Here is a 25739-nt window from a genome sequence, read left to right as displayed (position 1 = left end):
CCCGTGGACTTCGTGCGCTGGCCGCGTACCTTCTGGCCGCGCTTGTGGCGAACGCCCTTGTACGATTCGATGACCTTCATCCGGTTGATGTCGTGGCGACGCTTCTCGCTGACGTCGGTGCCGACGAGGTGCGTCGTCTCCCCGGAGTAGAAGTCGTTCTGTCTGTTCGTCATCCACGACGGGACGTGGTCTTCGAGGTTCTCGGCGATGTCGACCACCGCGTCGATGTCACCCTCGTCGAGGAGCCCGAACGTGGCGTTGCGGTCCACGTCGGCCTTCTCGGCGACCAGCCGCGCCGTGCGCGTGCCGATGCCGTCGAGTTCGGACAGGCTTCGCTCGACCGTCTTCGTCCCGTCGAGGTCAGCGCCCCCGATCCGGACGAAGTACTGGAGGTCTTCCTCCTCCTCCTCCGGCGAGTCGTCCTGTGGTTCTTCCGTGCTCATGTGTTGGTTGTGGTGAGCCCTACCGGCGCGAATCCGGCGGTGCTCGGTCCGTTCGAGCGTTGCGGCGGGGATTCGAACCCCGGAGGCAGTGACGCCACAGAGTTAGCAACCCTGCGCCTTGGGCCAGGCTTGGCTACCGCAACTCGCGTCGTATCATCGCCCTCGTGGACTCGGGACCCGGCGCCCCTGCAGTTCGTGCATCCGTACGGTCCCGCCTTCGCTACTTAAACATCACGGAAGGGCGATGCGGATGCGCCCGCTTCGCACGGGTGTGAGGCGTTGTCACGGGCGAACCGCGGATCGCCGTCGAGACCGACGATTCGCGAATCGCACGCCGCCGTGGCGGTTCCGTTTGGCGTACTGTTTAGTGGATGCCGCGGGTGGGGCGATCCATGAAGGCCGTCCAGTTCGACGCCCACGGCGACCGCGACGTGATCGAGTACGGCGAGTTCCCCGACCCGGAGCCCGACCGCGGCGAGGTCCTCGTCGACGTCAAGGCGGGCGCGCTGAATCACCTCGACGTCTGGACGCGTCGCGGGATGCCCGGTATCGACTTGCAGATGCCCCACGTCCCCGGCAGCGACGCGGCCGGCGTCGTCGAGTCGGTCGGCGAGGGTGTGACGCGGTTCGAGCCCGGCGACCGCGTCGCCGTGAGCGCCGGCGTCTCCTGCGGCGAGTGCGAGTTCTGCCGCCACGGTGAGGAGTCGCTCTGCCCCTCCTTCCACATCATCGGCGAGCACGTCCGCGGCGTCCACTCCGAGCTCGCGGCCGTCCCCGCCGAGAACCTCGTCCCTGTCCCCTCGGGCGTCGACTGGGAGGTCGCCGGCTCCGCCTCGCTCGTCTTCCAGACCGCGTGGCGGATGCTCCAGACGCGCGCCGACATCGAGGCCGGCGAGAAGGTGCTCGTCCTCGGCGCCTCCGGCGGCGTCGGCCACGCGGCCGTCCAGATCGCCGACCACGCGGGCTGTGAGGTGTTCGCGACCGCCTCCACCGAGGCGAAGCTCTCGCACGCCGAGGAGTGCGGCGCCGACCACGTCATCGACTACGAGGCGAACGACTTCGCCGAGGAGATCTCGGCGCTCACCGGGCGCCGCGGCGTCGACGTCGTCGTCGACCACATCGGCGAGGCCACCTACCCGAACTCGCTGAAGTCGCTGGCGAAGGGCGGTCGGCTCGTCACCTGCGGCGCGACGACGGGCGGAGGACCCGAGGCGGGGCTCAACCGGATCTTCTGGAACCAGCTGTCCGTCATCGGCTCGACGATGGCGACGCCTGGCGAGGTCGACGACGTGCTGGACTTGGTTTGGGACGGCACTTTCGAGCCGCGTGTCCGTGAGACGCTCCCGATGAGCGAGGCCGCGCGCGCCCACGAGATGATCGAGAACCGTGAGGGCTTTGGCAAGGTAGTGGTAAAGCCCGACAGTGAGCTCTGAGACCGACGCGGACGGGAGCGCGGACGGGGGCTACGTCCACGTCCCGGCGGGCGAGGGCGGCGGCGAGAGCGACGGGACCGCCGGCGCCACCGCGTCGGAATCGGCCGCCGACGAACCGGGGACCGGCGAGCCGACCGCCGACGGCTTCGGCCGGAAGGGGTGGGCGCTGACGGCTGCCATCTTCACCTGCGCCCTCGTCATCCCGGGTGTCATCTACCTCTACCCGTACGCGGCCGGCTGGTTCGGGCTGCCCTTCTTCGCGACGTACCTGGCGCTGCCGCTCGTCCCCGCCGTCCTGCTCGGCCTCGTCGCCGTCTGGTCGATGACCGCGGCGACGCGGAGGCGGTAGCGGGCGGCGTCGTCGCCGCGGGAGCGACGGGCCCGCCGGCACCGCCGGCGAGCGCCGAACGACAACCGTTTTGAACGCCACCCGCGCAGTAGCGGTATGTTGATCACCGTCTCCGGCCCGCCGGGAAGCGGGAAGAGCACGAACGCCGCGGGGCTGGCCGACCGCCTCGGCGTGGAGCACCTCTCCGGCGGCGACATCTTCCGCGAGATGGCGGCCGAACGCGACATGACGCCGGTCGAGTTCAACGAGTTCGCCGAGGAGGATCCCCAGTTCGACCGCAAACTCGACCGTCGCCTCCGCGAGACCGCTCGGACCAGCGACGAACTCGTCCTGGAGTCGCGGCTCGCCGGGTGGCTCGCGGCCGACCACGCCGACTTCCGGTTCTGGTTCGACGCCCCGCTCTCCGTCCGCGCCGAGCGGATCGCGGAGCGCGAGGAGAAGCCAGTCGACCGGGCGCGGGCCGAGACGGAGCGCCGGGAGGAGTCCGAACGCAAACGGTACCGCGAGCTCTACGGTATCGACGTCGACGACCTGTCGATCTACGACGCCGCGTACAACACCGCCCGCTGGGCCCCAGAGCGCTTCCTCGACGTGCTCGTCGCCACCGTCGACGCGTACGACCCCGCGGCCGACGAGGGGAAAACGCCCATCGAGGGCGTGCGCTACGACTTCTGAGAGCGGCCTCCCACGACCCACATGACAGACGACCTCGACGACGACCCCGCGCCCGCGGACGACCCCACCGGTTCCGCCGCCGACCCGCTCCGAGCCCCGCCGGGCGAGCGGTCGATCCCCGAGCTGCTCCGGTTCGGCGTCGTCAACGTCGACAAGCCGGCCGGCCCGTCCTCCCACCAGCTCTCCGCGTGGGTGCGCGACGCGGTCAACGACGCCCTCGAAGAGTTCGATCCGGCGGGCGACCCGATCGACGGCGTCGCCCACGCCGGCACCCTCGACCCGAAGGTCACCGGCTGCCTGCCGACGCTCACCGGCGACGCGACCCGAGCGGCCCAGGTCTTCCTGGAGGGGAGCAAGGAGTACGTCTCGGTCCTCGAACTCCACGGGTCGCCGCCGGGCGACTTCCGCGAGGTCGCCGCCGAGTTCGAGGCGGAGATCTACCAGAAGCCGCCGCGGAAGAGCGCCGTGACCCGCCGGCTCCGAACGCGGACGATCCACGCGCTCGACGTGTTGGAGGTCGAGGACCGGCAGGCGCTCCTCCGGATCCGGTGTGAGTCCGGGACGTACGTCCGAAAGCTCTGCCACGACATCGGGCTCGCGACGGGGGTCGGCGCGCACATGGGCCACCTCCGCCGGACCGCCACCGACCCGTTCGACGACCGCGATCTGCATCCCCTGCAGGACCTCGTCGACGGACTCGCGTGGGCGCGCGAGGGCGACGAGTCGCTGCTGCGCGAAGTCGTTCGCCCCGCCGAGGAGGCGCTGGTGCACCTCCCGTCGGTCACGGTCGCGCCCTCGGCCGCGCGCAGCGTCGCCACCGGCGCGCCGGTGTACGCGCCCGGCGTCATCGGCGCGGACGCGGGGGCGACGGTCGATCCGAACGCGGAGTCCCGAGACGGCGACCCGCCGCTCGTCGCGTGCCACACGCCCGACGGCGTCGCGGTCTGTCTCGGCCGACTCGTCGGCGATCCGGACGCCGACGCCGGCGTCGTCGTCTCGCTGGAACGCGTCCTCCTGTGACCGCGTCGTCGCGGTTCCGGATACGGACGAGAGCGAGGGCGACGACGAGTGAAGCGAAGTCCTTAATTACCGTACCGCCGTTTTTCCGCGTGCAGTCAGGGACCGTGGGGTAGTGGTATCCTATGCGGATGGGGTCCGTATGACCTGAGTTCGATTCTCAGCGGTCCCATAAAAATTTTATTGGTTCTCATTATCGAGAGCCTCAGCACCGTCTAACACCCGAAAACTGCGCTCAAGGGTGCACTATGAACTTCCTCAACGGCAGGCCGCTCATCCCTCGAACCACGGGGCGTCCGGCTCCGGTGCGTCCGTGTCCGCCTCGCGGGCTTCTTTCGTCGGTTCGATCGCTTCGTCGAGGTTCGAGAGCGCCTCCTCGCGCGTTTCGCCCTGGCTGGCGACGTTCATCCCCTGATCGATCGCCGACCAGCCCCCTTCGTCCTCTTCGATCAGACGGATCTCTCGGCCAGTACTCATGGCTGGTAGTGGTAGTGACCTCGGAATAAGCGTTCTGTCGCTACGAGTCCGGGGTCTCCGACTCGATCGGCGCCTCGGAGTCGTCGACCTCGTCGTACTCTTCCCGGCGTTTGAGGGCCGCGCTTCGAGACGAGTTCGCGGACATCGAGAAGAGCGCGGCGGCGACACCGTCGTCTCCAGCGACGAGGCGTACGAGGGGGTGGCCCCTCGGCTCGATCTGAAGGCTCGACGCGAGGAGTGACTCTCCGGAACCACTAAACGCCGCACCTTCCTACCGCCGGTAATGGCCGACTGGACGGAGAAGTACCGCCCGAGCACGCTCTCGGAGGTCCGCGGCAACGACAAGGCCCGCGACGCGTTCGCGGACTGGGCGCGCTCCTGGGACGACCACCGCGAGGCCGTCGTCCTCCACGGGAGCCCGGGCGTCGGGAAGACGAGCGCGGCCCACGCGCTGGCGAACGACATGGGCTGGGAGACGGTCGAGCTGAACGCCTCCGACCAGCGCACCGCCGACGTCATCGAGCGCTTCGCGGGCCGGGCCGCCCGAAACGCCACCCTCGGGGGCAGCGCGGCGGGCGGCGGCGCGAGCGGCGGCGACACCGCCTCGCGTCAGCTGGTCGTCGTCGACGAGGCGGACAACATCCACGGTAACTACGACCGCGGCGGCGCCTCGGCGATCACGAAGCTGGTCAAGGAGTCGGGCCAGCCGATCGTCCTCATCGCCAACGACTACTACGACATGGCGCGCGGGCTCCGGAACGCGACGCAGGAGATCGAGTTCCGCGACGTCTCCGCGCGCTCGATCGTGCCCGTCCTCCGAGACGTCTGCCGGAAGGAGGGGATCGAGTTCGAGTCGGACGCGCTCGAACGGATCGCGGAGCGCAACCGCGGGGACCTCCGGGGCGCGATCAACGATCTGCAGGCGGCCACGGAGGGCCGCGACGCGATCGCGGTCGGGGACGTGGTTACCGGCGACCGCGACAAGGCGCTCGGGCTGTTCCCGTTCCTCGACGCGATCCTCAAAGAGGAGTCGGCGGAGGAGGCGCTGGAGTCGGCGTACGCCGTCGACGAGACGCCCGACGACCTCACGAAGTGGATCGAGAACAACGTCCTCGACGTGTACGACCCGGCGGAGTCGGTCCGGGCGTACGACTTCCTCGCGAACGCCGACGTGTGGCTGGGCCGCGTGCGCGCCACGCAGAACTACACCTACTGGCGCTACGCGACCGACAACGCGGCCGCCGGTGTCGCCGCCGCCCGCGACGGGGAGAAGGGCGGGTGGACCCGCTACGGCCGGCCCCAGTTCTGGAGCTCCTCGGACGCGACCGCCGACGAGGTGGTCGGACAGATCGCGGCCGCGAGCGGCTGCAGCGTCGCCACAGCCCGCCGCGAGGTGCTCCCCTTCCTAGAGGCGGTCACCCACCACTGCAAGCCCCGCGAGCTGACGGTCGCGATGGCGGCCGCCTACGACCTCGACGAGGCGGGCGTCTCCTTCGTCACCGGCTCCGGCGAGTCCACGAACAAGGTCGCGTCGATCGTCGAGGACGCGCAGGCGCTCCGCGAGGAGCGGATGGAGGACCACGCCGAGGGGGCGTTCGCCGGCGGGGCGCGAGCGGTCGAGGACGCCGACGCGGACGGGGCCGGCGCCGCGGGCGGCGAGGGGGATCCGAACCGCGACGGCGACGGGCCCGGCGCGGACGACGCCGGCGACGCGGACGGCGAGGAGGGCGAGGACGACGGACAGGCGGGGCTCGGGGACTTCGTCTGAGCGTCCGCCGTCGCGGCCGCGACGCTACTCCCTCGACGAGCCGCCGAGGCCGGTCGCGGCGTCGCCTCCGTCCGCCTCCGTCGGGTCGGCGTCTTCGTCGACGACGTCGATCCCGTGGAACTCGAACCGCGCGCCGCCCGCCCGGCTCTCAGTCACGGACACCGTCCAGCCGTGGGCCTCGGCGATGCGCTCGACGATCGCGAGCCCGAAGCCGGTGCCGTCGTCAGCGCTCGTGTGTCCCGGCTCGAACACCGATTCCCGCTCCGAGGGGTCGATCCCGGAGCCGTCGTCGGCGACGTAGAACCCCTCCGGGCCGACGCCGACCGAGACGCGAAGGGACGCGCCCGTCGGCTCGCCGTCTTCGGCCGAACCGCTTGCGCCGGTCGGATCGTCGCCCTCGGCGTCTCGCTCGGCCGTTCCGGGCACCTCTCCCGGCGAGCAGTCGTCGGGGGCGCCGTGTTCGATCGCGTTCCGGAAGAGGTTCTCCAGCGCCTGCCGGAGCCGACTGCGGTCGCACTCGACCCACGGGAGCGAGTCCTCGACGACGAGCGTCGCGTCGGAGCCGGACCCCGCCGTGTGCCACGCCGCGTCGACCACGGAGCGCAGGTCGACCGTCGCGGTCTCCTCGACGGAGCGGCCCTCGCGGGCGAGCGCCAAGAGGTCGGAGATGAGGTCGTCCATCCAGTCGAGCGCGTCGTGGGCGCGGTCGAGCCGCTCGTCGGCCGCCTCGCCCTCGAACTCCCGCGCCAGCTCGACGTTGCCGACGGCGACCGAGAGCGGGTTGCGGAGGTCGTGCGAGACGACGCTGGCGAACTCCTCTAAGCGCTCGCGCTGTCGCTCCAATCGACGGCGACGCTCGACGCGCTCGCTCGCCGGGAGGAGGTAGCCGACGACGTCGCCGCTCCCGTCGAGGCGCCCGCACTCCCTGACCCACGTGGGGTCGTCGTCGCCGAGCGCAAGGCGATAGGTGACATCGACCGGCTCCTCGTCGAGCGCAGACCGGAGGCGCTCGCGGTCGGCCTCGGCCGTGGCTTCCAACCAACCGGTCCGAGGCAGGGCGTCGACGTCGAGCCGGGGCTCACCCGCGGCCTCGACGACGAACCGGCTCGGATCGCCGTCCGGCCGTCGGTAGGCGACGCCGGGCCGACGCTCCATCGACGGTAACACGTGTCAAACCCTATCTTGTAGGATAATAAACCTTACCTAGCTATCAGCTGTCTGACGTTCAGTATCAACGCGTAACGGTTCGAAATCAAGTCGAACGAGGACGAAAAGAGCATTTTTCGGCCCGTTACGCCAAATCGCGACCCGTGTTATCAGTACCCGTATAACTGTCAGACGCGGGCCGGTCCGCATTCGACCGGAACTCGGGAGGGTTTTACTTCGCTCCGCTCCCTCCCTCGGTCCATGCGCGCGGCGATCCTTCGCGAGTACGGCGAACCGCTGGCGGTCCGCGACCTCCCCGACCCCGAGCCCGGGCCGGACGAGGCCGTGGTCCGCGTGGCGGCGTGCGGCGTCTGTCGGAGCGACTGGCACGCCTGGATGGGCCACGGCGAGTGGGCCGACGACCGGGTTCCGCGGGGACAGGTGCTCGGCCACGAGCCCGCCGGCGAGGTGGCCGCCGTCGGCCGCGAGGTCGACCGATTCGCGCCGGGCGACCGCGTCGTCGTCCCCTTCTCGCTCGGCGACGGCACCTGTCCGTACTGCCGCCGGGGCGCGGGCAACGTCTGCGCCGACGGGCGCGCGCTCGGCTTCGAGGCCGCCGCGCCCGGCGCCTTCGCGGAGCGGGTCGCCGTCCCGACTGCCGACTACAACCTGATCGAGCGCCCGCCGTGGCTCGGCGCGACCGCCGCCGCCGCGCTCGGCTGTCGATATATGACCGCCTACCACGCGCTCGCCGAGCGGGCGGCCCTGAGCGGGGGCGACCGGCTCGCGGTCCACGGCTGCGGCGGCGTCGGGCTCTCCGCGGTCCAGCTCGGCGCCGCGCTCGGCGCGCGGGTCGTCGCCGTCGACGTCGACGACGACGCGCTCTCGCTCGCGAGCGACCTCGGCGCCGACCGCCTCGTGAACCCGGAGTCGCTATCGACGGGGGAGTCCGTCCCCGAGCGGGTCCGCGAGCTCACGGACGGCGGCGTCCACGTCTCGATGGACGCGCTCGGGATCGCCGAGACGTGTCGCAACTCCGTCCGCTCGGTGCGCCCGCGCGGGACCCACGTGCAGGTCGGGCTCACCACCGAGGCCGAGCGCGGCGAGGTCTCGCTGCCGACCGACTGGATGACGCGCTGGGAGGTCTCCTTCCTCGGCGCGCGCGGGATGCCGCCGACGAGCTACGGCGACCTGTTCGACCTGATCGAGGCGACCGACGTCGACCCCGGCGCGCTCGTCGCTCGGGAGCTGTCGCTGTCGGCCGTCTCGGACCGGCTCGCGGCGATGGACGAGTACGACGTGAAGGGCGTGGAGGTCGTCACCGACTTCGAGGGGTGACCGGTCACCGGTCCCGGTCCGCGCCCAGCCCCGGGATCGCGACGCTGGCGTCGACGCGCTCCATGACCTTCGAGGCCGTGAGCACCAGCGCGAGGTACATGACGCCGAGCACGAGGAAGATGGCGGTGTACCGGAACGTGTCGGTGGCGACCTGGTCGGCCCGGTAGTAGAGCTCCGGGACGGTGATGAAGCCCGCGAGCGACGAGTACTTGATCAGGTAGACGAACTCGTTCGTCCACGAGGGGATCGCGTACCGGAGCGCCTGCGGGAGCACCACGTGGTAGATCGACTCCACCTTCGAGAGGCCGATCGCCCGCCCCGCGGTGATCTGGCCCTCGTCGACGCTCTCGACCGCGCCGCGGATGTACTCCGCCTGGTAGGCGGCCCCGTTGAGCGTGAACCCTAAGATCGCGACCCAGACGACATCGCGCGCGAAGACGCCGGAGAGCGCGCCGGGGACGTACGACGCGAGGTTCAGCCCGTAGTAGAGCACGAACAGCTGCGCGAGGAGCGGGGTGCCGCGGAGCAGCTCGGTGTAGCCGAGCGAGAGCCACGCGGAGAACCGGCCGTACACCCGCGCGACCGCGAGCGGCACGGCGATGACGAAGCCGCAGACGAGGCTCACGCCGGTGATGACGACCGTGAGCCACGTCCCCTGCGCGAGGACCGGCGTGAGCTCGATCACGAACGCGGCGTCGGCCGCCACCGCGGCGAGGACGGGGACCGCGCCGAGGGCGGCCTCGACGGCGGCGGGCGAGACGAGTGGGTCGCCGACGGGGACGAGCGGCCCGCCGAGCCACCGGTTGACCCAGCTGACGACGAGCCAGCCCCAGAACAGCGCGCCGGCCGCGACGAGGAGGATCCGACCGGCGGACGCCTCCGCGTCGGCCGCGCGCTCGGCCACCGTCTGCGGTCTCGTCGCCCCCGCCATCAGTCGTGGCTCGCGATGCGTTCGAGGAAGCGGCCGGTCCGCTCCTTTTCAGGCCGTTCGAACAGCTGCTCCGGCGGGCCGCGCTCGACGACGCGACCGTCGTCGAGGAACACGATCTCGTCGGCGACCGCCCGCGCGAAGCTCATCTCGTGGGTGACGACGAGCATCGTCATCCCCTCGTCGACGAGCCCGCGCATCACCTCCAACACCTCGCCGATGAGTTCCGGGTCGAGCGCGCTCGTCGGCTCGTCGAACAGCATGAGCTTCGGCTCCATCGCCAGCGCGCGGGCGATCCCGACGCGCTGCTGTTGCCCGCCCGACAGCTCCGCCGGGTACGAGTCGAGCTGGTCGCCGAGCCCGACGCGCTCCAGCTGCGCCGCCGCGCGGTCGCGAGCCCCGTCCTCGGAGAGCCCGAGCACGCGGCGGGGCCCCAGCGCGACGTTCCCGGTCGCGGTCAGGTGCGCGAACAGGTTGAAGCTCTGGAACACCATCCCGACCTCCCGGCGGAGCTCGTCGACGTCGGTGTCGGGCGAGAGCACCTCCTCGCCGTCGAGCGTGATCGACCCCTCCTGGGCCTCCGCGAGGCGGTTGACGCAGCGCAGCATCGTCGACTTGCCCGACCCGGACGGACCGATAAGCACGGTGACGTCGCCGCGGTCCATCTCGAAGGAGACGTCTTCGAGCACCTGCTCGTCGCCGTACCACTTCGAGACGTCGGTCACTCGGAGGAAGGCGTCGGCGTCACTCATACCGACTCGCCCTCCGGGATCGCGTAGCGGGTACCGAGGTAGTCGAGCGCGCGGTTCGTCGCGAACGTGAGGACGAAGTAGATTGCACTGATAAACAGGATGACTTCCAACACCGCGGTCGTCCGCTGCGTGAACAGGTCGGCCCCGCGGGTCAACAGCTCGGCGAGCCCGATCGCGAAGACGATGCTCGTGTCCTTCAGGACGATCGTGAACTCGTTCTGGAACCCCGGGATCGACCGCCGGAGCGCCTGCGGGACGACGACGTAGCGGATCGCCTCGAACCGCGAGAGCCCGACCGACCGCCCCGCCTCCAACTGCCCGTCGTCGACGCTCGCCAGCGTCGCCCGGAAGATCTGCGACTGGTACGCCGCGCTGCGGAGTCCGAGTCCCAGGATCCCCGCCGAGACCGCCGGCGAGATCGACGCGACGCCGAGGTTCACCTGCGGGACCCCGATCACGAAGTACATCACGAGGAGGATGACGACGATGGGCGTCCCGCGGAGGACGACGCCGGCGCCGCCAACGAGCCGCTTCGGGAGCCCGCCGCCGTACACCTCGACCGCGCCCGCCGGGAAGCCGACGAGGAAGCCGAGGAGAATCGACGCGGCCGTGAGTCCGACCGTCAGCAGGGCGCCCCCGGCCAGGTAGTCGGCGTTCCGCAGGACGAACCCCCAGTCGGCCCCCTCGCCGACGAGCCAGACGGCGCTCGCGGCCGGATGGGCGGCGGCGGAGACGGCGCCCGACGCGAGGGCGCCGAGGCTGCCGGACGCGGCGAGCGCGAGCGACCCCGCGGCCGACATCCTACTCCTGCCCGAACCAGGTGTTGGTTATCTCCTGGTACGTCCCGCCGTCGCGGACGGTCGCGAGCCCGTCGTTGAGCGCCGACTGGAGCTCCGACTCGCCCTGCCGGAGGCCGAAGCCGAACCGCTCACCGGTCTCCTCGATGAACGCGATCGTCACGTCGCGCTCGGCCGCGAACGTCTCGGCGACCGGGTTGTCGACGACGACGGCGTCGATGTTCTCGTTCGCGAGGTCCTCGACCGCGAGGACGTAGCTGTCGTACGTGGAGAAGTCGTTCTCGGAGATGATCCCCTCGCCGACGAGGTTCGACTCCACCTGGTCGGCCCCGGTCGTCCCGGACTGCGCGCCGACGCGGACGCCCTCGAAGTCCGCCCAGCCCGACGGCTGGAAGTCACCGCCCTCGCGTACGAGGATCGCCTGGTCGGACTCCCAGTAGGGGTCCGAGAAGGCGATCGTCTCCTGGCGGTCCTCGGTGATCGTCATCGCGGCCGCGATCACGTCGATCTCCTCGTTCTGCGTGAGCGCGGGGATGAGCCCGTCGAATTCGAAGGTCGCCCACTCGTCGATCTCGTACTCGGTCTCCCCGACGACGGCCTCCAGCAGGTCGACGTCGAAGCCGACCAGCTCGCCGTCCTGCTGCATCTCGAACGGCGGGAACCCCGGCGCGGTACCGGGCGTGATCGTGGCGCCGTCGCCGCCGCTCTCGCCGAGGCACCCGGCGACGCCGGAGAGTCCGACGGCGCTCGCGCCACCGGTCAGCTTCAGGTACGTCCGACGACTCACATCGGTTTCCGTACGGTATGGCATATCGGTGGGAGAACGTGGACCGATTTTAACCTTTCCTCCGCGAACGGCCGACCGTCCGGTCAGTCGCCGCCGATCGGGGCCGAGCCGTCGCGCACCTCGCCGGCGTCGCGCGCGACCCACGCCGCGCCGGCCGCGAGCGCGACGGCGACGCCCAGGGCAACGAGGTTGATCCGCTCCCAGACCGCGGTGTACAACACCAGGTCGCGGCCGAGGAGCAGCGTCGCGACGAGCGCGGCCATCGCGCCCGCGGCGAGCAGGCGAACGGTCCCGGCCGCGGCGCGGCTCACGCCCCCGTAGCCCGACCGGACCGCCTCGGTGGCGAACGCGACCGTCGCGACGAGGCCGAGGTGCCCCGCGAGTCCGGTCGCGTAGAAGCCCGCCTGCGCGCCCGGCGAGTACGTGACGAACGGGACCGCCCGCGAGAAGACCGCGCTGGCGGCGATCCCCGCGACGCCGACCGTCGCCGCGATCCGGAGGAGCCGCGCCGACCCGCGGCCGCCGCCCCAGATGGTCGCCAGTCCGAGCAGCGTGAAGATCGTCAGCGCGACGATCAGGTGCGCCGCGTGCGTCGAGACGGTGTAGCCGCCCGGGACGAGCCCGCCGACCGTGACGGTGATCGCGCCGACGGTGATCTGCAGCGGGAGGATCGCGACCGCGAGCGTCGCCGCGAGCCGCGTTCGCCGGTCGAAGCTCCCGAGCCACGTCCACCCCGCGGTCCCGACGATGAGGAACCCGGTGATCATCGCCCACGCCCGGTGGAACCACTCGATGAAGTCCGGGTTGATCGTCATCGCGGGGATGAGTTGGTCCGAGCAGAGCGGCCACTGCGCCTCGCACGCCAGTCCGGAGCCGGTCGCCGCGGTGTAGACGCCGAGCGCGAACAGCGTCAGCGTCATCCCCGTCGTCGCCGCCGCGTATCGCCTGAAGGTCAGCCACGCGGGCCGAAAACTCATTACCCGAGTTCGGGCGCGAGCGCACTTAGACCGTTCGGACGCTCCACGCGGACGGGAAGGTGGATCGGCCGTGACAGACGATATTGTTCATAAATAGGACTGCGGTGGCGCGTGCTGACTCGCGGCCGCCGAGGGCGGCCGCTTGCAGGCACGCGCGAGGGACGCCGCGAACGCCCGCAGGGCGTGAGCGGCAGCGAGGCGCGACGCGCCTCTGGCAGCCGGCGGCTCCGCCGCCGGCGACGAGGCTGGGGAGGTGCGAGGGCGGTTGCGGTGCTGGGCGGGATGGGACTCGAAGGGGCAGCCGGGAGGCGGGCGCAGGCGTTCACGAGAGCTCTGCTCTCGTGAGCCAATCAGAACGCTGCGCGTTCTGATGACGATCAAGCACCGCAGGAACGAGCAACGCGAGTGACGAGGAGCGCAGCGAGCGTGCGCCCGCCTCCCAGCTGGGGCTTTGGAGGGATCCGCCGATTTGAAGTCGTGCGCCTGTATCCGGGCAACTGAGGCTTTGAAGGCGTTCACTACACCGCCGGCGGAACCGGTCTGCACGTGATCGTTCGAACCGACGGAATCGCTTTGAGCTGCCTCGTTCTATCCCGATAATTCGCGCTTCGCTCGTCGCGCGCGGTCGGACATTTCCTCGTCGCCCTCGACGTCGGCGAGGGTCTCGACCGCCTCCAGGTTCCGCACCGCGTCGTCGAGGAACGAGAGCACGTCGCCGGTGTACGCGTACACCATGTAATCGTCCGTCATCACGTCCACGATCGCCTGCGGGCCGAGCCCCTCGGCCCGGAGCTCCAGCACGTACCGCATGAACTTCTCCTCGGGGCAGCCGCAGTAGGGGTTCGCCTGGCAGTCGCAGTCGAGGAAGTCCTCGGCGAAGTCGAGGATGCGGTCGCGGGTGGTGGAGTCGAGCTTCGAGAGGCCGTCGCCGGTGAACAGCATGTCGAGGGTCGCGCCGGCGAACGCCCCTTTCGGGATGTTCGTCTCCAGCTGGGAGGCGAGCTGCCGGTGGTTCTTGACGTAGATCTTATCGGTGAACGCCACGGGTGCGCCGACGTACGCCGGCGGGCAGTAAAAACGGCGCGGTGCGTCGCCCTCGTTCGCCCGACGGGCGACCCGAGACGACCCATGGCGACTCGGCGCTATCACCGGACGCCACCGCGTCACACGCCCGTCCGGGAGTCGTAACCGTTATTTATCGAAGCGGGGTAGATATCGACGCGTGTCCGGGTTAGGGTAGTGGACTATCCTTCAGCCTTGTGGAGGCTGAGACGCGGGTTCAATTCTCGCACCCGGACCTTCTCGCGGCGAGCGACACCGCGAGCCGCGAGGCTCCGCGGAGAATTGAAGCGGGGAGCGACGCGAGCGAATGTGAGCAGAGCGACCGGGGTTCGATTCTCGCACCCGGACCTTCTCCGAAGCGCCGCTACCGGACAGCCGCGCGACTAGAACTCGATCCGCTCGCCGTCCTCCGGGACGACCACGTCCTCCGTCTCCGTTCGCAACTCCTCCCGCGAGAGCAGGCAGTGGTTGATCGCCTCCATGTGGACCGCGGCGACCGCGGCGTCGGTGGCCTCACGGACCGCGGCGACGTCGTCGACGCCCATCGTGATCGGTTCCCCGTGATTGAACCGCGCGGCGCCGGCGTTGAGCACGACCGCGTCGGGCTCGAACCGGTCTAGCGTCTCCGCGACCGGCTCGTACCAGACCGTGTCGCCGGCGAGGTACAGCGTGTCGTCGCCCTCGAAGACGAAGCCGGAGACGGGGCCCATCTGCTCGGCCAACTCTCCGTGTCCGTGGCGGCCCGGCGTCCGGTGGAGCGTGACGTCCGCGAACGACGCCGCGTCCTCGACGGGGCGCACGTCGGTGAACCCCTCGTCGCGGAACGCCGCCGCCTCCGCGGGCTGACAGAACAGCGGGACGTCCGGGTCCAGCGCCTCCCGCGCCGCGTCGTCGAAGTGGTCGGGGTGGCGGTGGGTGACGACCACCGCGTCGTGCGACAGGTCGACGTCGGGCATCGGGACGAGGGGGTTCGCCCGGTCGTTCGCCGTGTCGTCGATCGGCGGCAGCGCGCCTTCCGACGCGAACAGCGGATCGACGAGGAAGGTCGTCTCGCCTACGGTCACCAAGAGCGTGGCGTTGCGGACGAGCGTGACATCGGCGTCGACGTTCGAGGTCATGGCGTCCCTTCGACGGCCCCGGAGTTGTCAGTTGCGCTGTGTCAGTCGGCGACGCCGCGCTCGCTCGACGCGCGTCGCTATCCCTCGAACCGATCGAAGAGGGCGTTCATCACCGTCGACTCCGCCCGCGAGAGGTGCTCCCACACCGTCGTCGACCCGAGCCCGATCTCGTCGGCGACATCCTCGACGCCCACGCCGCCCTCGTGGTCGTAGTAGCCGACCGCGATCGCCGTCGCGAGGACCTCCCGCTGTCTCGACGTGAGCCCGTCGAGGATGCCCGACGCCGGGAGGCCCGGCGGCCGCTCGATCGACGCCAGCTCGACGTTGCGCGCGAGCTCGACGTCGTTGCCGCCGCGCTCCAGCTCGCGGATCACCGCCGAGAGGTCGTCGTCGGGCTCGATATACACCGTCCAGCGCTCGATCCCGCCGACGATGGTCGTCCCGGTGCGGTAGTGGATCCCCATCTCGGCGAGGCGCTCGCGGATCCCCTCCCACCCCTCGGTGTCGACGACCACCGCCACGTACGCGTGGGTGCCGTTGACCGGCGAGAGCGGCTCCGCCTCGACGACGTCGTCGGCCGCGCGGAACTCACGGATGAAGGACTCGATGTCCGCGGTCGGACCGCGGAGCTCCACGATCCGCTTCCGCTCGCTCCCCCGACCGGTCATCGACGAGACGGACCGCATGGTCACCTCCGGGTGGCGGGCGCTCACCTCGGACTCCGGCCCGCCGCGGTGGCGGATCCGAAGGGTCACTTCGCGCATACCGGAGGGTGACCGCCGAGGTTCAAACGGCTTCCGGACGGACCGGCAGGCGACTCCGAGGCGCGCGGCGACGCTCACCCCGACGCTGCCACGGGCTTATGAGCGCGCGTCGCCAACTACCGGTCGAATGCCCGAAGGCCCCTCCGACGACGGGCACGAGACTGAGCCGTCGCCCGACGACGACGGCGAGGTGACGACATCGTTCGGCGACGAGCGCGAGCGGACGACCCCGGTCGACGGGGTCTCAGACGGGACGGGTCCCGCCGACGAGGCGGAATCCGCCGGCGAGACGGACGCCGTCAACGGGGCGGACGCCGTCGACGATGAGGTGCAGCGTCGCCTTCGAGAGGCGTATCTCAACGACGAGGAGAGCGTCCTCGTCGTGACCGGCGTGCGATCGACCGAGCGGCACGTCGTCGTGAAGTTCCGGCCGCCGCACGGGGGGTCGACCCACGTCGAGCGGTTCCGGGCCCCGCGGGACGGGTCGCTCGCGGAATCCGAGGCGTTCCTCGCGTTCCTCGACGCCGCGGGCGTCTCGCCGCTCGACGTCGACGAGCTGGCCGGAACCCGGGTCCCCGCGACGTACGACCCCGACGAGGGGTGGCGGCTCGACGAGGCGTACGTCGGGGAGCGCGAGGCCGACGGAGACGAGGGCGACGCCGCGAGGCCGGGGCTCTCGGCGCGGTGGAGCCGGACCGCAGAGTGGCTCTGGACCTACCGCTACTGGCTGGTCGCGGTCCTGCTCGTCGGCGGCGAGCTGCTGTTCGTGGCCGTGATCATCCTACTGTTCGGCTGACCCGATCGACTCGTGGAAGCGGCCGGCTTCGCAACCGCGGTCACGCGCCCCACAGCGCCGCCACGCCGGCGGTCGTCACGACCGCGAGCAGGAGCTGGAGCGGCCCGCCGACCCGGACGAAGTCGGCGAACTCGTAGCCGCCGGGACCGTACACCATCAGGTTCGTCTGGTACCCCACCGGCGTCGAGAAGGACGTCGCCGACGCGAACGTCACCACGAGCAGGAACGCGAACCCGTTGGCGCGATCGGCCCCGTGGTCAGCACGGTCGCCGCGAGCGCGACGACGATCCCGATCGCGGTGACGTCGTTGGGGATCGCCTCCGTCACGAACAGCACCAGCGCGGCGGCTATCAGCCCGAACACCACGAGCGTCCCCGTCGACGCGCCGGCGAGCATGGTCGAACGCCGCGGGGGAGCCACAAAGGGCTTCGCTCTGGCTCGCGCGACGGAACCGCGACGGGGTCCGAGTCGCCGGAGGCGCGGCTACGACGCCGGAAGTCGGGGTCCGGGACCGATCACCGCGTGAAAAGCGAGCTACTGGATGTGGCCTTCGCGGCGCAGCTGGTCAGCCTCGTCGTCCTCGTACCGCCACTCGACGTTCGCCTTCTCGTCCTGCCAGTCCCACGGCTCCGCGAGCACGACGTCGCCCTCGCTGATCCACGTGCGGTACTTCATGCGGCCGGGGATCCGGCCCAGTCGCGTCTCGCCGTCGACGCAGCGCAGGCGGACGTGGTTCCCGCCGAGGTGCTCGGTCACCACGGCGAACACTTCGTCGTCCGAGGGCATTCGGAGGTTCCGACGCCCGGATTCTTCGCTCATACACTTCGTAGTGCGCTCGCCCGTATAAGTGGTGGGAGACGCGTGTGCGCGTTTCGCGTGCGAATCGATAGCACGCACCGAGGCGAGCGTCCGCGGCTCACGCGTGTCCGTCGCCGTCGACCGGGTCATCGCCGACCACGTCGTCGTCACTGTCGGCCCTGCCACCCTCGACTTCCCCGCCGAACGCGGCGTCGACCTGCGCGAACGTCGCCGCCTCGTCGCCCGAGTTGTCGACGACCACGTGGTCGGTCTCGATCCGGTCGAAGACCTCCTTGAAGTGGAGGTAGACCTCGAAGTCGGCGTCGCTGATCCCGTCGCGGCGCTCGATCCGGCGCTCGACGACCGACTCGTCGCACTCGACGGCCACGAGGTCGAACGAGCCGGCCGCCCGCTCGCCCATCTCGCGGGCGTCCGCGCGGAAGCGCGCGTCGGCGAACGTGGCGTCGAGGACGACGGCGTCCCCGTCGGCGACGCGCTCGCGGGCCCGGTCGATCAGCGCCGCGTACACCGCCTCCGTCTCCGCGTCGGTGTAGGCCGGGTCGTCGAACAGCTCCTTGCGGATCACGTCCGTGCGGAGGACCTCGGCGTCGAGGCGGGCGGCCACGCGCTCGGCCACCGTCGTCTTGCCGACTCCGGGGAGCCCGCAGACGACCGCCAATCGGCCGCGCGACGCGTCGCCGTCGGCCGCGACGGCCGACGGCGTCTGCTCGGCCCCGGCCGCCGTCTCGCGGTTCCCGGCCGACGGTTCGGTTCGGTCCGGCGCTCGACCGCCTCGGTCGCTCATCTGTCGCTACGCACCGGTGTGAGCCAAAAGAAGCTTCCGCATCCGCGGACCCGAGTCAGTCGTCCTCGGCCACCGGCACGGTCGGCGTCGTCTCCCGATCCCCGGCCCGATCGAACGGCGGCGTCCATTCGAGCCCCTCCTCGTAGCGGAACGCGCGGTGGTCCCGCGTGGGGTCCACGACCGTGAGCGAGAGCCAGTCGTTGTCGAGCAGTCTGACGAGCTCGGCGTGGTCGGCCAGCACCTCGGCGACGCGGTCGACCGGGGCGTGGACGACCGTCGAGAGGCGGAGCGGCTGGTGGTACGGTTCGCCGTCGGCCGCCGCGAGCGACTGGAGCGGGAGCCCCGTCATCAGATCGCCGCCGTTGCCCTGGTAGACGCCGACGTTCCCGACCGGGTTGTGAGTCACCTTCGACCCGCTGCCGTACACGGCGTTATCGACCGTCGAGAAGTAGTACTGCGCGTTGATCCACTGCGTGACGACCATCGGTCCGGCGAGGATCGCTTCGAGCGCGTCGCCCTCGGGGTCGGTCGACCAGTCGTACGAGTGGAGGAACGCGCGCCCGTCGAGGTCGAGACCGCTCGTCAGGTCCTGGGGGCCGACGACGAACCCGGCGTTGCCGGCCAACCCCCACTCGGGGCGCGTCTCGGCCCAGTCGCCCGCGCGGCGCTCCGCCTCGCGCGCGCCGACGGAACCACCCGCGGCCGTCGAACCCGCTCCGCTCGTCGACCCGATCCGCTCGGCGGCGGCGTTCTCGCGGGCGGTGTCGAGGTCCGCGCGCAGCCGGTCGAGGTCGTCCGCGTGCGAGTCGGGTACCCCGTCGTCGTACAGCTCGATCTCGTCGGTCGTCGTGTTGTGTTCGGCGGCGAGGAAGACCGTGTCTTCGGGCACGTCGAAACCGCGGTCGCGTAGGCCCGCGCGGACCTCGGGGTCGTTGCAGACGGCCGCGAGCACGCGGGCGTTCGGGCCGCCGGGGTTGCCGGCGCAGGCGCCGCAGTCCAGGCTGGAGTCGTACGGGTTGTTCGCCGTTTCGGCGGCGTGACCGGTGAACACGACGAGCCGAGCGAACTCGTCCCACCCCATCAGCTCGAAGGCGGTCGCGGCGTACTCGACCCGCTCCTCGCGGGTCAGTCCCGCCGGGAGTTCGCCCGCGGACGCGTCCCGAGCGCGGATCCCCGGCGCGCAGAACTCGTGGTCGTCGGGCACCGCGTCGTCGGCGGCGTCGAGCAGCCCGGCGACCCGGTCGGGAACGAGCGTGCGGGCCGCGAGCGCCAGCCCGTAGCCGCCGCCGGCGGCCTCGACGAAGCTGAACGCGGTGGCTGGGTTCGACTTCAGCGTCTCGATGACCTCGCCGGCCGCCTCGCGGAGCCCCGCCCGGCGATCGCGTTCGGCCCGCGTCTCGTCGTCGGTCGGGACCTCGGAGATCCGGTGTCGCGCCTCGACGATCGGGGGACAGGCGTCGACCGTCACCTCGCTGTCGTAGCCCCGGTACTCCATCGGAACGCCGAAGAACCCGGCGTAGCCGTGGGTCTCGTACGCCCCGACGGTCTCGACGTGACGGCGGATGACCTCGGAGCGCGTGTCGATACAGAACACCAACTGCGCGTCCGGGCGCCCGGACTCGTCGCCGTCGGTCGCGGCCTCGGCCTCGCTCTCCGCGGCCACTCGGTCGACGAGCTCGGCGCGGTAGCTCGCCTCCCACGCGCTCAGGAACGCGTCGGCGATCTCGTCGGTCGCGTCCGGCCCCGACCCGTCCTCGTCGGCGGGCGGCGCGAGGTCGACGTCGAAGGCGTCCGCCAGCGCGAGGCGCACCGCGAGGTAGCCTTCGAGGGTGATCGGGTAGGCGGACTGCCACGCGTCCCCGTCGGCGGCGCGGCGCTTGATCAGCCCGGTCCACCCGGGCAGGGCGGCGAACTCCCGCTCGAAGATCGCCCGCCACCGCCCCTCCGGGTACGGCCTCAGCACGGATCCGATGGCCTCGACCGGCGACGCGGGGAGGTCGGCGACGACTCCCGCCTCCGGGATCCGATCGTCGTGCGCCGCCACCGACCGGAAGGCGTCGTAGAACCCCGCCTCGCGGTTCGGCATCGACCACCCCGCCCGTCCCTCGTCGAGGAAGGCGGACAGCCACTTCGTCAGCACCCGGTCGACGCGTTCGACGCCGCGGGGACCGCTCGCCGCGTCGGCGGCGCTCTCCCGCGCCGTCGCGTCCGCGGCCTCCAGCCGGTCCAGCAGGGCCTCCGGATCGCCGTCGAGCCCCCGCGCCGTCAGTTCCGCGTCGAGCGACTCCCGGTCGATCCGTCCGTCGGCGACGGCCGCCCGGAACGTCTCCGCCCGCGGGTAGCCGCGGCCGCCGAAGCGGTCCGACGCCCTCGAGACGGCCTCGATGAACGGAACGTCCTCGAAGCCGGAGAGCGGGTTGGCGGTCACGAACGAGTGGATCGGCCAGACCGACCCGACGGTGCTCGCCGCGTCGTCGATGCGATCGCGGACGGCGCGTTCAGTACTCATCGTATTCCTCCCTGGCGGTTAACACGGTGTTCGGAGCGGGCTGTCCGGCGTTCAACAGCGCGACGTAGAGGCGCTCGCTCCGGCGGTAGACCCCGGTCTCGATCGCGGCGTACGCGGCGAGGAACGCGACGGCGACCAGCGCGTGGAGGGCGCTCAGTTCGGTCGCGGCCGAGACCACCGGAAGTCCGGCGAGCGCGACGGAGACGGCCTCGTAGACGAGCGCGTAGCCGGCGACGGCGGGGAAGAACAACAGCGGGACCGCGGCGTACCGAACCGCGGTCGACAGCCCGGTCTGCCGGACGGCGCTCCGAGCCGCGTGCAGCGTGGTGAGCGTGACGACGGCGGCGAGGAGGAGCCCGCTGTCGAAAGCGGTCCCCTTCCCGGTGAGGACCGCGAACAGCGCGCCGCCGGCGAGGCCGGTGGCCAGTACGACGACCGCTCCGACGGCGCTCATTTCGGGCGTGGGGTCCGCCTCCGTCGGAACGGTGTGCTCGACCTCTCCGCCCGCGCTGAGGAAATGGTACGCCTTATAAAATCCGTGGAGGATCAGGTGCGTGATCGCGGCGCCGAAGAAGCCGAGGCCGGCCTGCATGATCATGAACCCCATCTGTCCGACCGTCGAGCAGCCCAGTTCGCCCTTGACGTCCGACTGGACCGTCTTGAGGAGCTTCCCGAACAGGGCGCTCGTCGCGCCGACGACCACGACGCCGAGCATGAGCGCGGCGTCGGCGGTCACGACGGGAGCGAAGCGGATCAGGAGGACGCCGCCGGCGTTGACGAACCCGGCGTGCATCAGCGCCGACGCCGGCGTCGGGGCGGTCATCGACGAGAGCAGCCAGCCGTGGAACGGGACGAGCGCGGACTGGATCATCGCCGCGAGCACGAGCGCGGCCGCGGCGACGAGCCACGTGACGCCGCCGAGGCCGTCCGCGGTCGCGGCGACGCCCGACACCGTCGTCGCACCCGTGGACCACCACAGCGTCGTCACCGCGACCGCGAGGAGCGCGCCGCTCGCGAGGAAGTGCCTGCGGGCGACCGCCGCGGCCACACGCGCCTGACGCCACCCGTCGACGAGACCGATCAGCTCGGCCATCGCGAGCCCCATCGCCAGCCACAGGGCGGTGAACAGGGCGAGGTGATCGGCGGCCACGAGCCCCATCACGACGACGGTGAAGCCGAAGACCAGGAGGAAAAAGCGCGTCTCGTCGGCGTCCCCCGCCATGTAGCGGCGCGAGTAGCTGTGGACGACGCCGCTGAAGAAGGTCACCACCACCCACAGCAGGACGGTCAGGCCGTCCACGGCGACCAGGCCGGCGATCTCCCACGCCCCGTCGAGTCGGAGGCGAGCGACGAGGGCGGCGACGCTCGCCGCGAACAGCGACCACGCGAGCCACGTCAGCGCGGCGGGTACGGGCGACGAAGCGGCCGTCGCCTCCGGAAGCGGTCCGACCGTCGGCTGCTGTGTGCGTCCTGACATCGTTGAGTCGTCCGACGACCCGTCTCGGTGACCGAGGCGCTCGGGTCCGTTCGACCGAGGGGCGCCCGGGTCCGTTTCCGGTCGTTCGTCACCAGATTTGAGAACAGAATGGCTATTAAATCTATCTAAGTTCACAATTCGTTCGAAAATTATGGATTATAGAACGTTATAGTTTCGGAGAAACGATAGCGGGGCGGTCGCTCGGTCGCGAACGGTACCGAACGACCGAATCGTTCGATATCCTGCCGTAGGAAAACATATCGTTCTCCGCCCCGCGGTCCCGGTATGGACGAACTCTCCGGAACCGTTCTCGCGGGGCGATCGTTCGAGCCGATCCGCGGCCGCGTCGTCGTCTCGGACGGCCGGATTCAGGCCGTCGAGGAGACGGACACGGCGTCGACAGACATCGTGCTGCCGGCGTTCGTCAACGCGCACACGCACCTCGGCGACTCCGTGGCGAAGGAGGCGGCCGTCGGGCTGTCGCTCGACGACGCCGTCGCCCCGCCGGACAGCCTGAAACACCGGCGGCTGGCGGCCGCGGACCGGTCCGACCTCGTGTCGGCGATGCGCCGCACGCTGCGGTTCATGGAGCGGACCGGCACGCTCTCGTGCCTGGACTTTCGCGAGTTCGGGGTCGACGGAGCGCGCGCGCTCCGCGACGCGGCGGCGCCCGTGGACGTGGACGCGTTCGTCTTCGGCAGCGGTGACCGCTCCGTCCTCGAAGTCGCCGACGGCTACGGCGCCTCCGGGGCGAACGACGCCGACTTCACCGACGAGCGCGCCGCGTGCGAGGAGCGCGGCCTCCCGTTCGCCATCCACGCCGGCGAACCGGACGCGACCGACATCCACCCGGCGCTCGACCTCGACCCCGACCTCCTGATACACATGGTACACGCGGAGCGGGACCACCTCGAACGGGTCGCCGAGGGGTCCGTTCCGGTCGCGGTCTGTCCGCGGGCGAACGCCGTCCTCGGCGTCGGCGACCCGCCGATACGGGAACTGCTCGATCACGCGACGGTCGCGCTCGGGACCGACAACGCGATGCTGAACCCGCCGTCGATGTTCCGGGAGATGTCGTTCGCCGCGAAGCGGTTCGACGTGACCGCGCGGGAGGTGCTGCGGATGGCGACCGCGGCCGGCGCCGAGGCCGTCGGACTCGACCGCGGCGTCATCGCCCCCGGTCGCCCGGCGGCGCTCCTCGTGCTCGACGGGGACTCGGACAACCTGGCCGGGACGGCCGACCCGGTGCGGGCGGTCGTTCGACGCGCGACCGCGCTGGACGTCAAACGAGTCCTCGCGTAGGAAGCGAGTCCTCGCGTAGGAAGCGAGTCCTCGCGTAGGAAACGGATCCTCGCTTAATCGTCGTCCGGCGCGCGGGTCCCCGAGTCGAACTTGCCGAACGGCGTCGTCTCGTGGGTCCGCACGAGCACCTCGTCGGCGACGGTGAGCCCCATGTCGAGGAGGGCCTGCGCGACCGGGGTGATGTCGCCGTCCGTCTTTCCGACCGCGGTCACGAGCAGGTTCTGCTCGCCCGTGACCAGCTCCTGAACCGAGACGACGCCGTCTATCTCCAAGATGTCGGCGACGATGTCTCCGCGCTCGGGGATCGAGGCGGTACAGTACAGCAGCATTCGGAGCGGATACCCCGAGCGCTGGTAGTCCACGCTGGCGCTGTACCCCTTGATCACGCCGTCGGACTCGAGCCGCTGGATGCGTTTGCGGACGGTGCTGTCCGAGGTCCCGGTCCGCTCCGCGATGTCCCCGGACGAGGCGTTCCGGGCGTCCTCCTGAAGCGCGTACAGGATCGCCTCGTCGACGTCGTCGATCTCGGCGTCGGTCATGTCGGTCCATCCGTGGCACCGCTACTTTACTTTTTAACGTCTCTCGGGCGCTCGCCGCGAATCATCGGAGATTCGGGCGCGTCCCCCGGCGCGCTCGCGAGCGAAGCGTTCAAACCCCGTCGCGCCGACGCCGATCCCATGCGAAACATCGAACAGATGACGCTGGACGAGGACGAGGAGGTGCTCGCGCCCGCGGTGGTCGTGGCCACGATCGCGCTGCTCGCGGTCTTCGCCGTCGGATTCGTCGTCTCGGCGATCGGGCTCGTACTCTGACCGGCGGCGATACGGGATCGGCCCGCATCCGACAGTCGTATGCCCGCGTCGTCCGAACGAGGCGGTAATGGACCGACGCGTCCTCTTCGCGAGCCTGATCCTCCTCGCCGGCGGCGCGACCGGCGTCGGGGTCGCCCTCTTCGCGTTCGTCGGCGTCGACGGCGGCGCGGTCGACGCCGAGATCGTCTGGGAAACGGAGCCCGTCGACGGCGACGACGGAAGCGGCGCGGTCGTCGCGACGAGGACCGGCGACTCGGTCGTCGTCCAGTCGACGACCGCCGACGGCGAGCGGGTCGTCCGCGCGACCGCGGTCGGCGGCGACGTCGCGTGGCGGACGCCGCTCTCCGCGATCGCCGCGGGCGACCTCGCGAGCGGGGACGGCGAGGGCGGAAACGATACCGGAACCGAGGATAGCAGCGGCGACCCGCCCGGGATCAGCGGCCTCGTCTCCGCGAGGCTCGGCGGCGACTCGGTCGTCGCGTTCACGACGGAGTCGGGCTCGCTCGTCGTGCTCGACGCGCAGGACGGCTCGGCCCGGTTCGTCGCCGACCTCGACGGGCCGAGCGGGCTGCGGCCGTCGATCGGCGACCTCGACGGCAACGGCGACGCGGAGGTCGCCGCGGCCGCGACCGACGGGACCGTCCTCGCCGTCGACGCGGCCGGCGACGTCGTCTTCGAGAGGGGGCTGGACGCCTCGATCGATCGCCGCCCGCTGATCGCCGACTTCGAGGCCGACGAGGGAGCGGAGAGCGCGGACCCCCGCGGCGTCGCGGTCGCGAGCGTCGGCGAGAGCGAGACGACGATCCGACTGCTCGACGCGGGCGGCGACGCGCGGTGGACCGAGACGCCCGCGGTCACGCCGCTGACGTGGACCGCGGTCGACACCCCCGACGGCCCGGCGCTCGCGCTCGGCGGGACGAACGGGAACCTCCAGACGGTCGACCTCGCCGACGGCTCCGGGAGGTTCGAGGTCGGGCTCCAGGACCTCCCCGTGACGGTCGGCGACGCGGCGCCCGGTCGGATCTACGTCGGCGGGGCGGGCAGCGTCTGGGCGGTCGACCTCCGCGACGGCGAGGTGGCTTGGAAACAGCAGTACGGCGGGGAGACGCGAGTGAACGCCCCGCGCGTCGCAAGCTTCGCGGGGACCGACGAGCCCGGACCCGTCGCGGTGAACCGCGACGGCGACGCGCTCGCGCTGAACGCCAACGGCGAGGCGATCGCGCAGGGCGACGTCGGCGACGCCGTGGTGTACGCGGGGCCGCTGTTCGCGGACGCGACGGGCGACGGGAGCGACGAGGTCCTCGTCGTCACCGCGGACGGCCGCGTCGTCGCGCTCGACGACTGAGCCGCAATTTATCAATCCCGCTGACAGAAAACCGCCAGACGGAACCGTATCGTGGACGGTTTTT

General features: G+C 71.1%; 27 protein-coding genes, 3 tRNA genes and 1 pseudogene. 12 read left to right on the top strand and 19 right to left on the bottom strand.

What is annotated here, in order from left to right; genetic code table 11:
- Positions 1 to 443, bottom strand: a 443-nt coding sequence (locus tag SD626R_RS08920) for a 30S ribosomal protein S13 (protein ID WP_092565817.1), incomplete at its 3' end; no start/stop codon positions are given.
- A gap of 57 nt (positions 444 to 500) precedes the next feature.
- Positions 501 to 586 (bottom strand) — tRNA-Ser (locus SD626R_RS08915).
- Between the two features lie 249 nt (positions 587 to 835).
- On the opposite strand from SD626R_RS08915, the gene SD626R_RS08910 reads away from it, so the two are divergent.
- From SD626R_RS08910 to SD626R_RS08890, 5 genes are all read left to right on the top strand, one after another.
- The gene (locus SD626R_RS08910) at positions 836 to 1876 is read left to right on the top strand and encodes a zinc-binding dehydrogenase (RefSeq protein WP_092565815.1); all 1041 of its coding nucleotides are present in this window, start codon (positions 836 to 838) and stop codon (positions 1874 to 1876) included.
- Complete coding sequence (locus SD626R_RS08905; protein ID WP_092565813.1) at positions 1866 to 2225, top strand: DUF7977 family protein; 360 nt, start codon at positions 1866 to 1868, stop codon at positions 2223 to 2225. The genes SD626R_RS08910 and SD626R_RS08905 overlap by 11 nt, the downstream gene beginning before the upstream one ends.
- 96 nt (positions 2226 to 2321) lie before the next feature.
- Positions 2322 to 2900: a (d)CMP kinase gene (cmk, locus tag SD626R_RS08900; protein ID WP_092565811.1), complete on the top strand. Its 579-nt coding sequence runs from the start codon at positions 2322 to 2324 to the stop codon at positions 2898 to 2900.
- Positions 2901 to 2921: 21 nt separating this feature from the next.
- A complete protein-coding gene (locus tag SD626R_RS08895) occupies positions 2922 to 3920 on the top strand; it encodes an RNA-guided pseudouridylation complex pseudouridine synthase subunit Cbf5 (protein WP_092565809.1) in 999 nt (332 codons plus the stop codon).
- Between the two features lie 98 nt (positions 3921 to 4018).
- Positions 4019 to 4089: transfer RNA gene (locus tag SD626R_RS08890), tRNA-Pro, on the top strand.
- A gap of 101 nt (positions 4090 to 4190) precedes the next feature.
- On the opposite strand, the gene SD626R_RS08885 is transcribed toward SD626R_RS08890, so the two are convergent.
- The gene (locus SD626R_RS08885; protein WP_092565807.1) at positions 4191 to 4394 is read right to left on the bottom strand and encodes a type II toxin-antitoxin system HicB family antitoxin; all 204 of its coding nucleotides are present in this window, start codon (positions 4392 to 4394) and stop codon (positions 4191 to 4193) included.
- A 283-nt stretch (positions 4395 to 4677) separates the two neighbouring features.
- On the opposite strand from SD626R_RS08885, the gene SD626R_RS08880 reads away from it, so the two are divergent.
- Positions 4678 to 6162, top strand: a complete 1485-nt coding sequence (locus SD626R_RS08880; protein ID WP_092565805.1) for a replication factor C large subunit — start codon at positions 4678 to 4680, stop codon at positions 6160 to 6162.
- A gap of 24 nt (positions 6163 to 6186) precedes the next feature.
- On the opposite strand, the gene SD626R_RS08875 is transcribed toward SD626R_RS08880, so the two are convergent.
- Positions 6187 to 7317, bottom strand: coding sequence for a sensor histidine kinase (locus tag SD626R_RS08875; protein ID WP_176697302.1), 1131 nt, complete (start codon positions 7315 to 7317; stop codon positions 6187 to 6189).
- A 252-nt stretch (positions 7318 to 7569) separates the two neighbouring features.
- Between SD626R_RS08875 and SD626R_RS08870 the strand changes: the two genes are divergently transcribed.
- The gene (locus SD626R_RS08870) at positions 7570 to 8646 is read left to right on the top strand and encodes a zinc-dependent alcohol dehydrogenase family protein (RefSeq protein WP_092565801.1); all 1077 of its coding nucleotides are present in this window, start codon (positions 7570 to 7572) and stop codon (positions 8644 to 8646) included.
- 4 nt (positions 8647 to 8650) lie between these two features.
- On the opposite strand, the gene SD626R_RS08865 is transcribed toward SD626R_RS08870, so the two are convergent.
- The 6 genes from SD626R_RS08865 to SD626R_RS08840 form a co-directional block, all read right to left on the bottom strand.
- Complete coding sequence (locus SD626R_RS08865) at positions 8651 to 9577, bottom strand: amino acid ABC transporter permease (RefSeq protein ID WP_092565799.1); 927 nt, start codon at positions 9575 to 9577, stop codon at positions 8651 to 8653.
- Positions 9577 to 10326: an amino acid ABC transporter ATP-binding protein gene (locus SD626R_RS08860; protein WP_092565797.1), complete on the bottom strand. Its 750-nt coding sequence runs from the start codon at positions 10324 to 10326 to the stop codon at positions 9577 to 9579. Before SD626R_RS08860 ends, SD626R_RS08865 begins: the two co-directional genes overlap by 1 nt.
- Positions 10323 to 11126 (bottom strand): amino acid ABC transporter permease, encoded by an 804-nt coding sequence (locus tag SD626R_RS08855; protein WP_092565795.1) that lies wholly within the window; start codon positions 11124 to 11126, stop codon positions 10323 to 10325. The genes SD626R_RS08860 and SD626R_RS08855 overlap by 4 nt, the downstream gene beginning before the upstream one ends.
- 1 nt (position 11127) lies before the next feature.
- Positions 11128 to 11934 (bottom strand): basic amino acid ABC transporter substrate-binding protein, encoded by an 807-nt coding sequence (locus tag SD626R_RS08850; protein ID WP_092565793.1) that lies wholly within the window; start codon positions 11932 to 11934, stop codon positions 11128 to 11130.
- A gap of 59 nt (positions 11935 to 11993) precedes the next feature.
- Positions 11994 to 12830: a COX15/CtaA family protein gene (locus tag SD626R_RS08845; RefSeq protein WP_092565819.1), complete on the bottom strand. Its 837-nt coding sequence runs from the start codon at positions 12828 to 12830 to the stop codon at positions 11994 to 11996.
- A gap of 645 nt (positions 12831 to 13475) precedes the next feature.
- Positions 13476 to 13931: a DUF5814 domain-containing protein gene (locus SD626R_RS08840; protein ID WP_092565791.1), complete on the bottom strand. Its 456-nt coding sequence runs from the start codon at positions 13929 to 13931 to the stop codon at positions 13476 to 13478.
- Positions 13932 to 14112: 181 nt separating this feature from the next.
- On the opposite strand from SD626R_RS08840, the gene SD626R_RS08835 reads away from it, so the two are divergent.
- A tRNA-His gene (locus SD626R_RS08835) sits at positions 14113 to 14185 on the top strand.
- Positions 14186 to 14332: 147 nt separating this feature from the next.
- Here SD626R_RS08835 and SD626R_RS08830 read toward each other — a convergent pair.
- Both SD626R_RS08830 and SD626R_RS08825 read right to left on the bottom strand, forming a co-directional pair.
- Positions 14333 to 15067 carry an MBL fold metallo-hydrolase gene (locus tag SD626R_RS08830; protein ID WP_092565789.1) on the bottom strand — a complete coding sequence of 245 codons (735 nt, stop codon included), beginning with the start codon at positions 15065 to 15067 and terminating at the stop codon, positions 14333 to 14335.
- Between the two features lie 77 nt (positions 15068 to 15144).
- Complete coding sequence (locus SD626R_RS08825) at positions 15145 to 15831, bottom strand: helix-turn-helix domain-containing protein (protein ID WP_092565787.1); 687 nt, start codon at positions 15829 to 15831, stop codon at positions 15145 to 15147.
- 127 nt (positions 15832 to 15958) lie between these two features.
- Here SD626R_RS08825 and SD626R_RS08820 point away from each other — a divergent pair, with 127 nt between their 5' ends.
- Positions 15959 to 16627 carry a hypothetical protein gene (locus SD626R_RS08820; RefSeq protein WP_092565785.1) on the top strand — a complete coding sequence of 223 codons (669 nt, stop codon included), beginning with the start codon at positions 15959 to 15961 and terminating at the stop codon, positions 16625 to 16627.
- A gap of 40 nt (positions 16628 to 16667) precedes the next feature.
- On the opposite strand, the pseudogene SD626R_RS08815 reads toward SD626R_RS08820, so the two are convergent.
- From SD626R_RS08815 to SD626R_RS08790, 6 genes and pseudogenes are all read right to left on the bottom strand, one after another.
- Positions 16668 to 16868, bottom strand: a pseudogene (locus tag SD626R_RS08815) (SLC13 family permease); the annotation flags it as partial.
- Positions 16838 to 17023 (bottom strand): hypothetical protein, encoded by a 186-nt coding sequence (locus SD626R_RS08810; protein WP_092565783.1) that lies wholly within the window; start codon positions 17021 to 17023, stop codon positions 16838 to 16840. The gene SD626R_RS08810 and the pseudogene SD626R_RS08815, both read right to left, overlap by 31 nt.
- A 138-nt stretch (positions 17024 to 17161) precedes the next feature.
- Entirely contained in the window at positions 17162 to 17446 is a 285-nt protein-coding gene (gene eif1A / locus SD626R_RS08805; protein ID WP_092565781.1) for a translation initiation factor eIF-1A, read from the bottom strand.
- A gap of 97 nt (positions 17447 to 17543) precedes the next feature.
- On the bottom strand, positions 17544 to 18230 hold the full coding sequence (locus SD626R_RS08800; RefSeq protein ID WP_092565779.1) for a P-loop nucleotide/nucleoside kinase family protein: 687 nt from the start codon (positions 18228 to 18230) through the stop codon (positions 17544 to 17546).
- Between the two features lie 55 nt (positions 18231 to 18285).
- Positions 18286 to 20739, bottom strand: a complete 2454-nt coding sequence (locus SD626R_RS08795) for a DUF2309 domain-containing protein (RefSeq protein ID WP_092565777.1) — start codon at positions 20737 to 20739, stop codon at positions 18286 to 18288.
- Complete coding sequence (locus SD626R_RS08790; protein WP_092565775.1) at positions 20729 to 22216, bottom strand: proton-conducting transporter transmembrane domain-containing protein; 1488 nt, start codon at positions 22214 to 22216, stop codon at positions 20729 to 20731. Before SD626R_RS08790 ends, SD626R_RS08795 begins: the two co-directional genes overlap by 11 nt.
- A 285-nt stretch (positions 22217 to 22501) precedes the next feature.
- Between SD626R_RS08790 and SD626R_RS08785 the strand changes: the two genes are divergently transcribed.
- On the top strand, positions 22502 to 23518 hold the full coding sequence (locus tag SD626R_RS08785; protein WP_092565774.1) for an amidohydrolase family protein: 1017 nt from the start codon (positions 22502 to 22504) through the stop codon (positions 23516 to 23518).
- Between the two features lie 53 nt (positions 23519 to 23571).
- Here the strand turns inward: SD626R_RS08785 and SD626R_RS08780 are convergent, their stop codons facing one another.
- Positions 23572 to 24057, bottom strand: a complete 486-nt coding sequence (locus SD626R_RS08780; RefSeq protein ID WP_092565772.1) for an Lrp/AsnC family transcriptional regulator — start codon at positions 24055 to 24057, stop codon at positions 23572 to 23574.
- Between the two features lie 138 nt (positions 24058 to 24195).
- On the opposite strand from SD626R_RS08780, the gene SD626R_RS17230 reads away from it, so the two are divergent.
- Together SD626R_RS17230 and SD626R_RS08775 are read left to right on the top strand one after the other, a co-directional pair.
- A complete protein-coding gene (locus tag SD626R_RS17230; RefSeq protein WP_255310128.1) occupies positions 24196 to 24330 on the top strand; it encodes a hypothetical protein in 135 nt (44 codons plus the stop codon).
- A gap of 67 nt (positions 24331 to 24397) precedes the next feature.
- The gene (locus SD626R_RS08775) at positions 24398 to 25675 is read left to right on the top strand and encodes an outer membrane protein assembly factor BamB family protein (protein ID WP_092565770.1); all 1278 of its coding nucleotides are present in this window, start codon (positions 24398 to 24400) and stop codon (positions 25673 to 25675) included.
- The last annotated feature ends 64 nt before the right edge of the window (positions 25676 to 25739 follow it).

It is taken from the genome of Halorubrum sp. SD626R, from assembly GCF_001261915.1.
Lineage (GTDB): Archaea > Halobacteriota > Halobacteria > Halobacteriales > Haloferacaceae > Halorubrum.
This window is presented reverse-complemented; position numbering and strand designations above follow the sequence as displayed.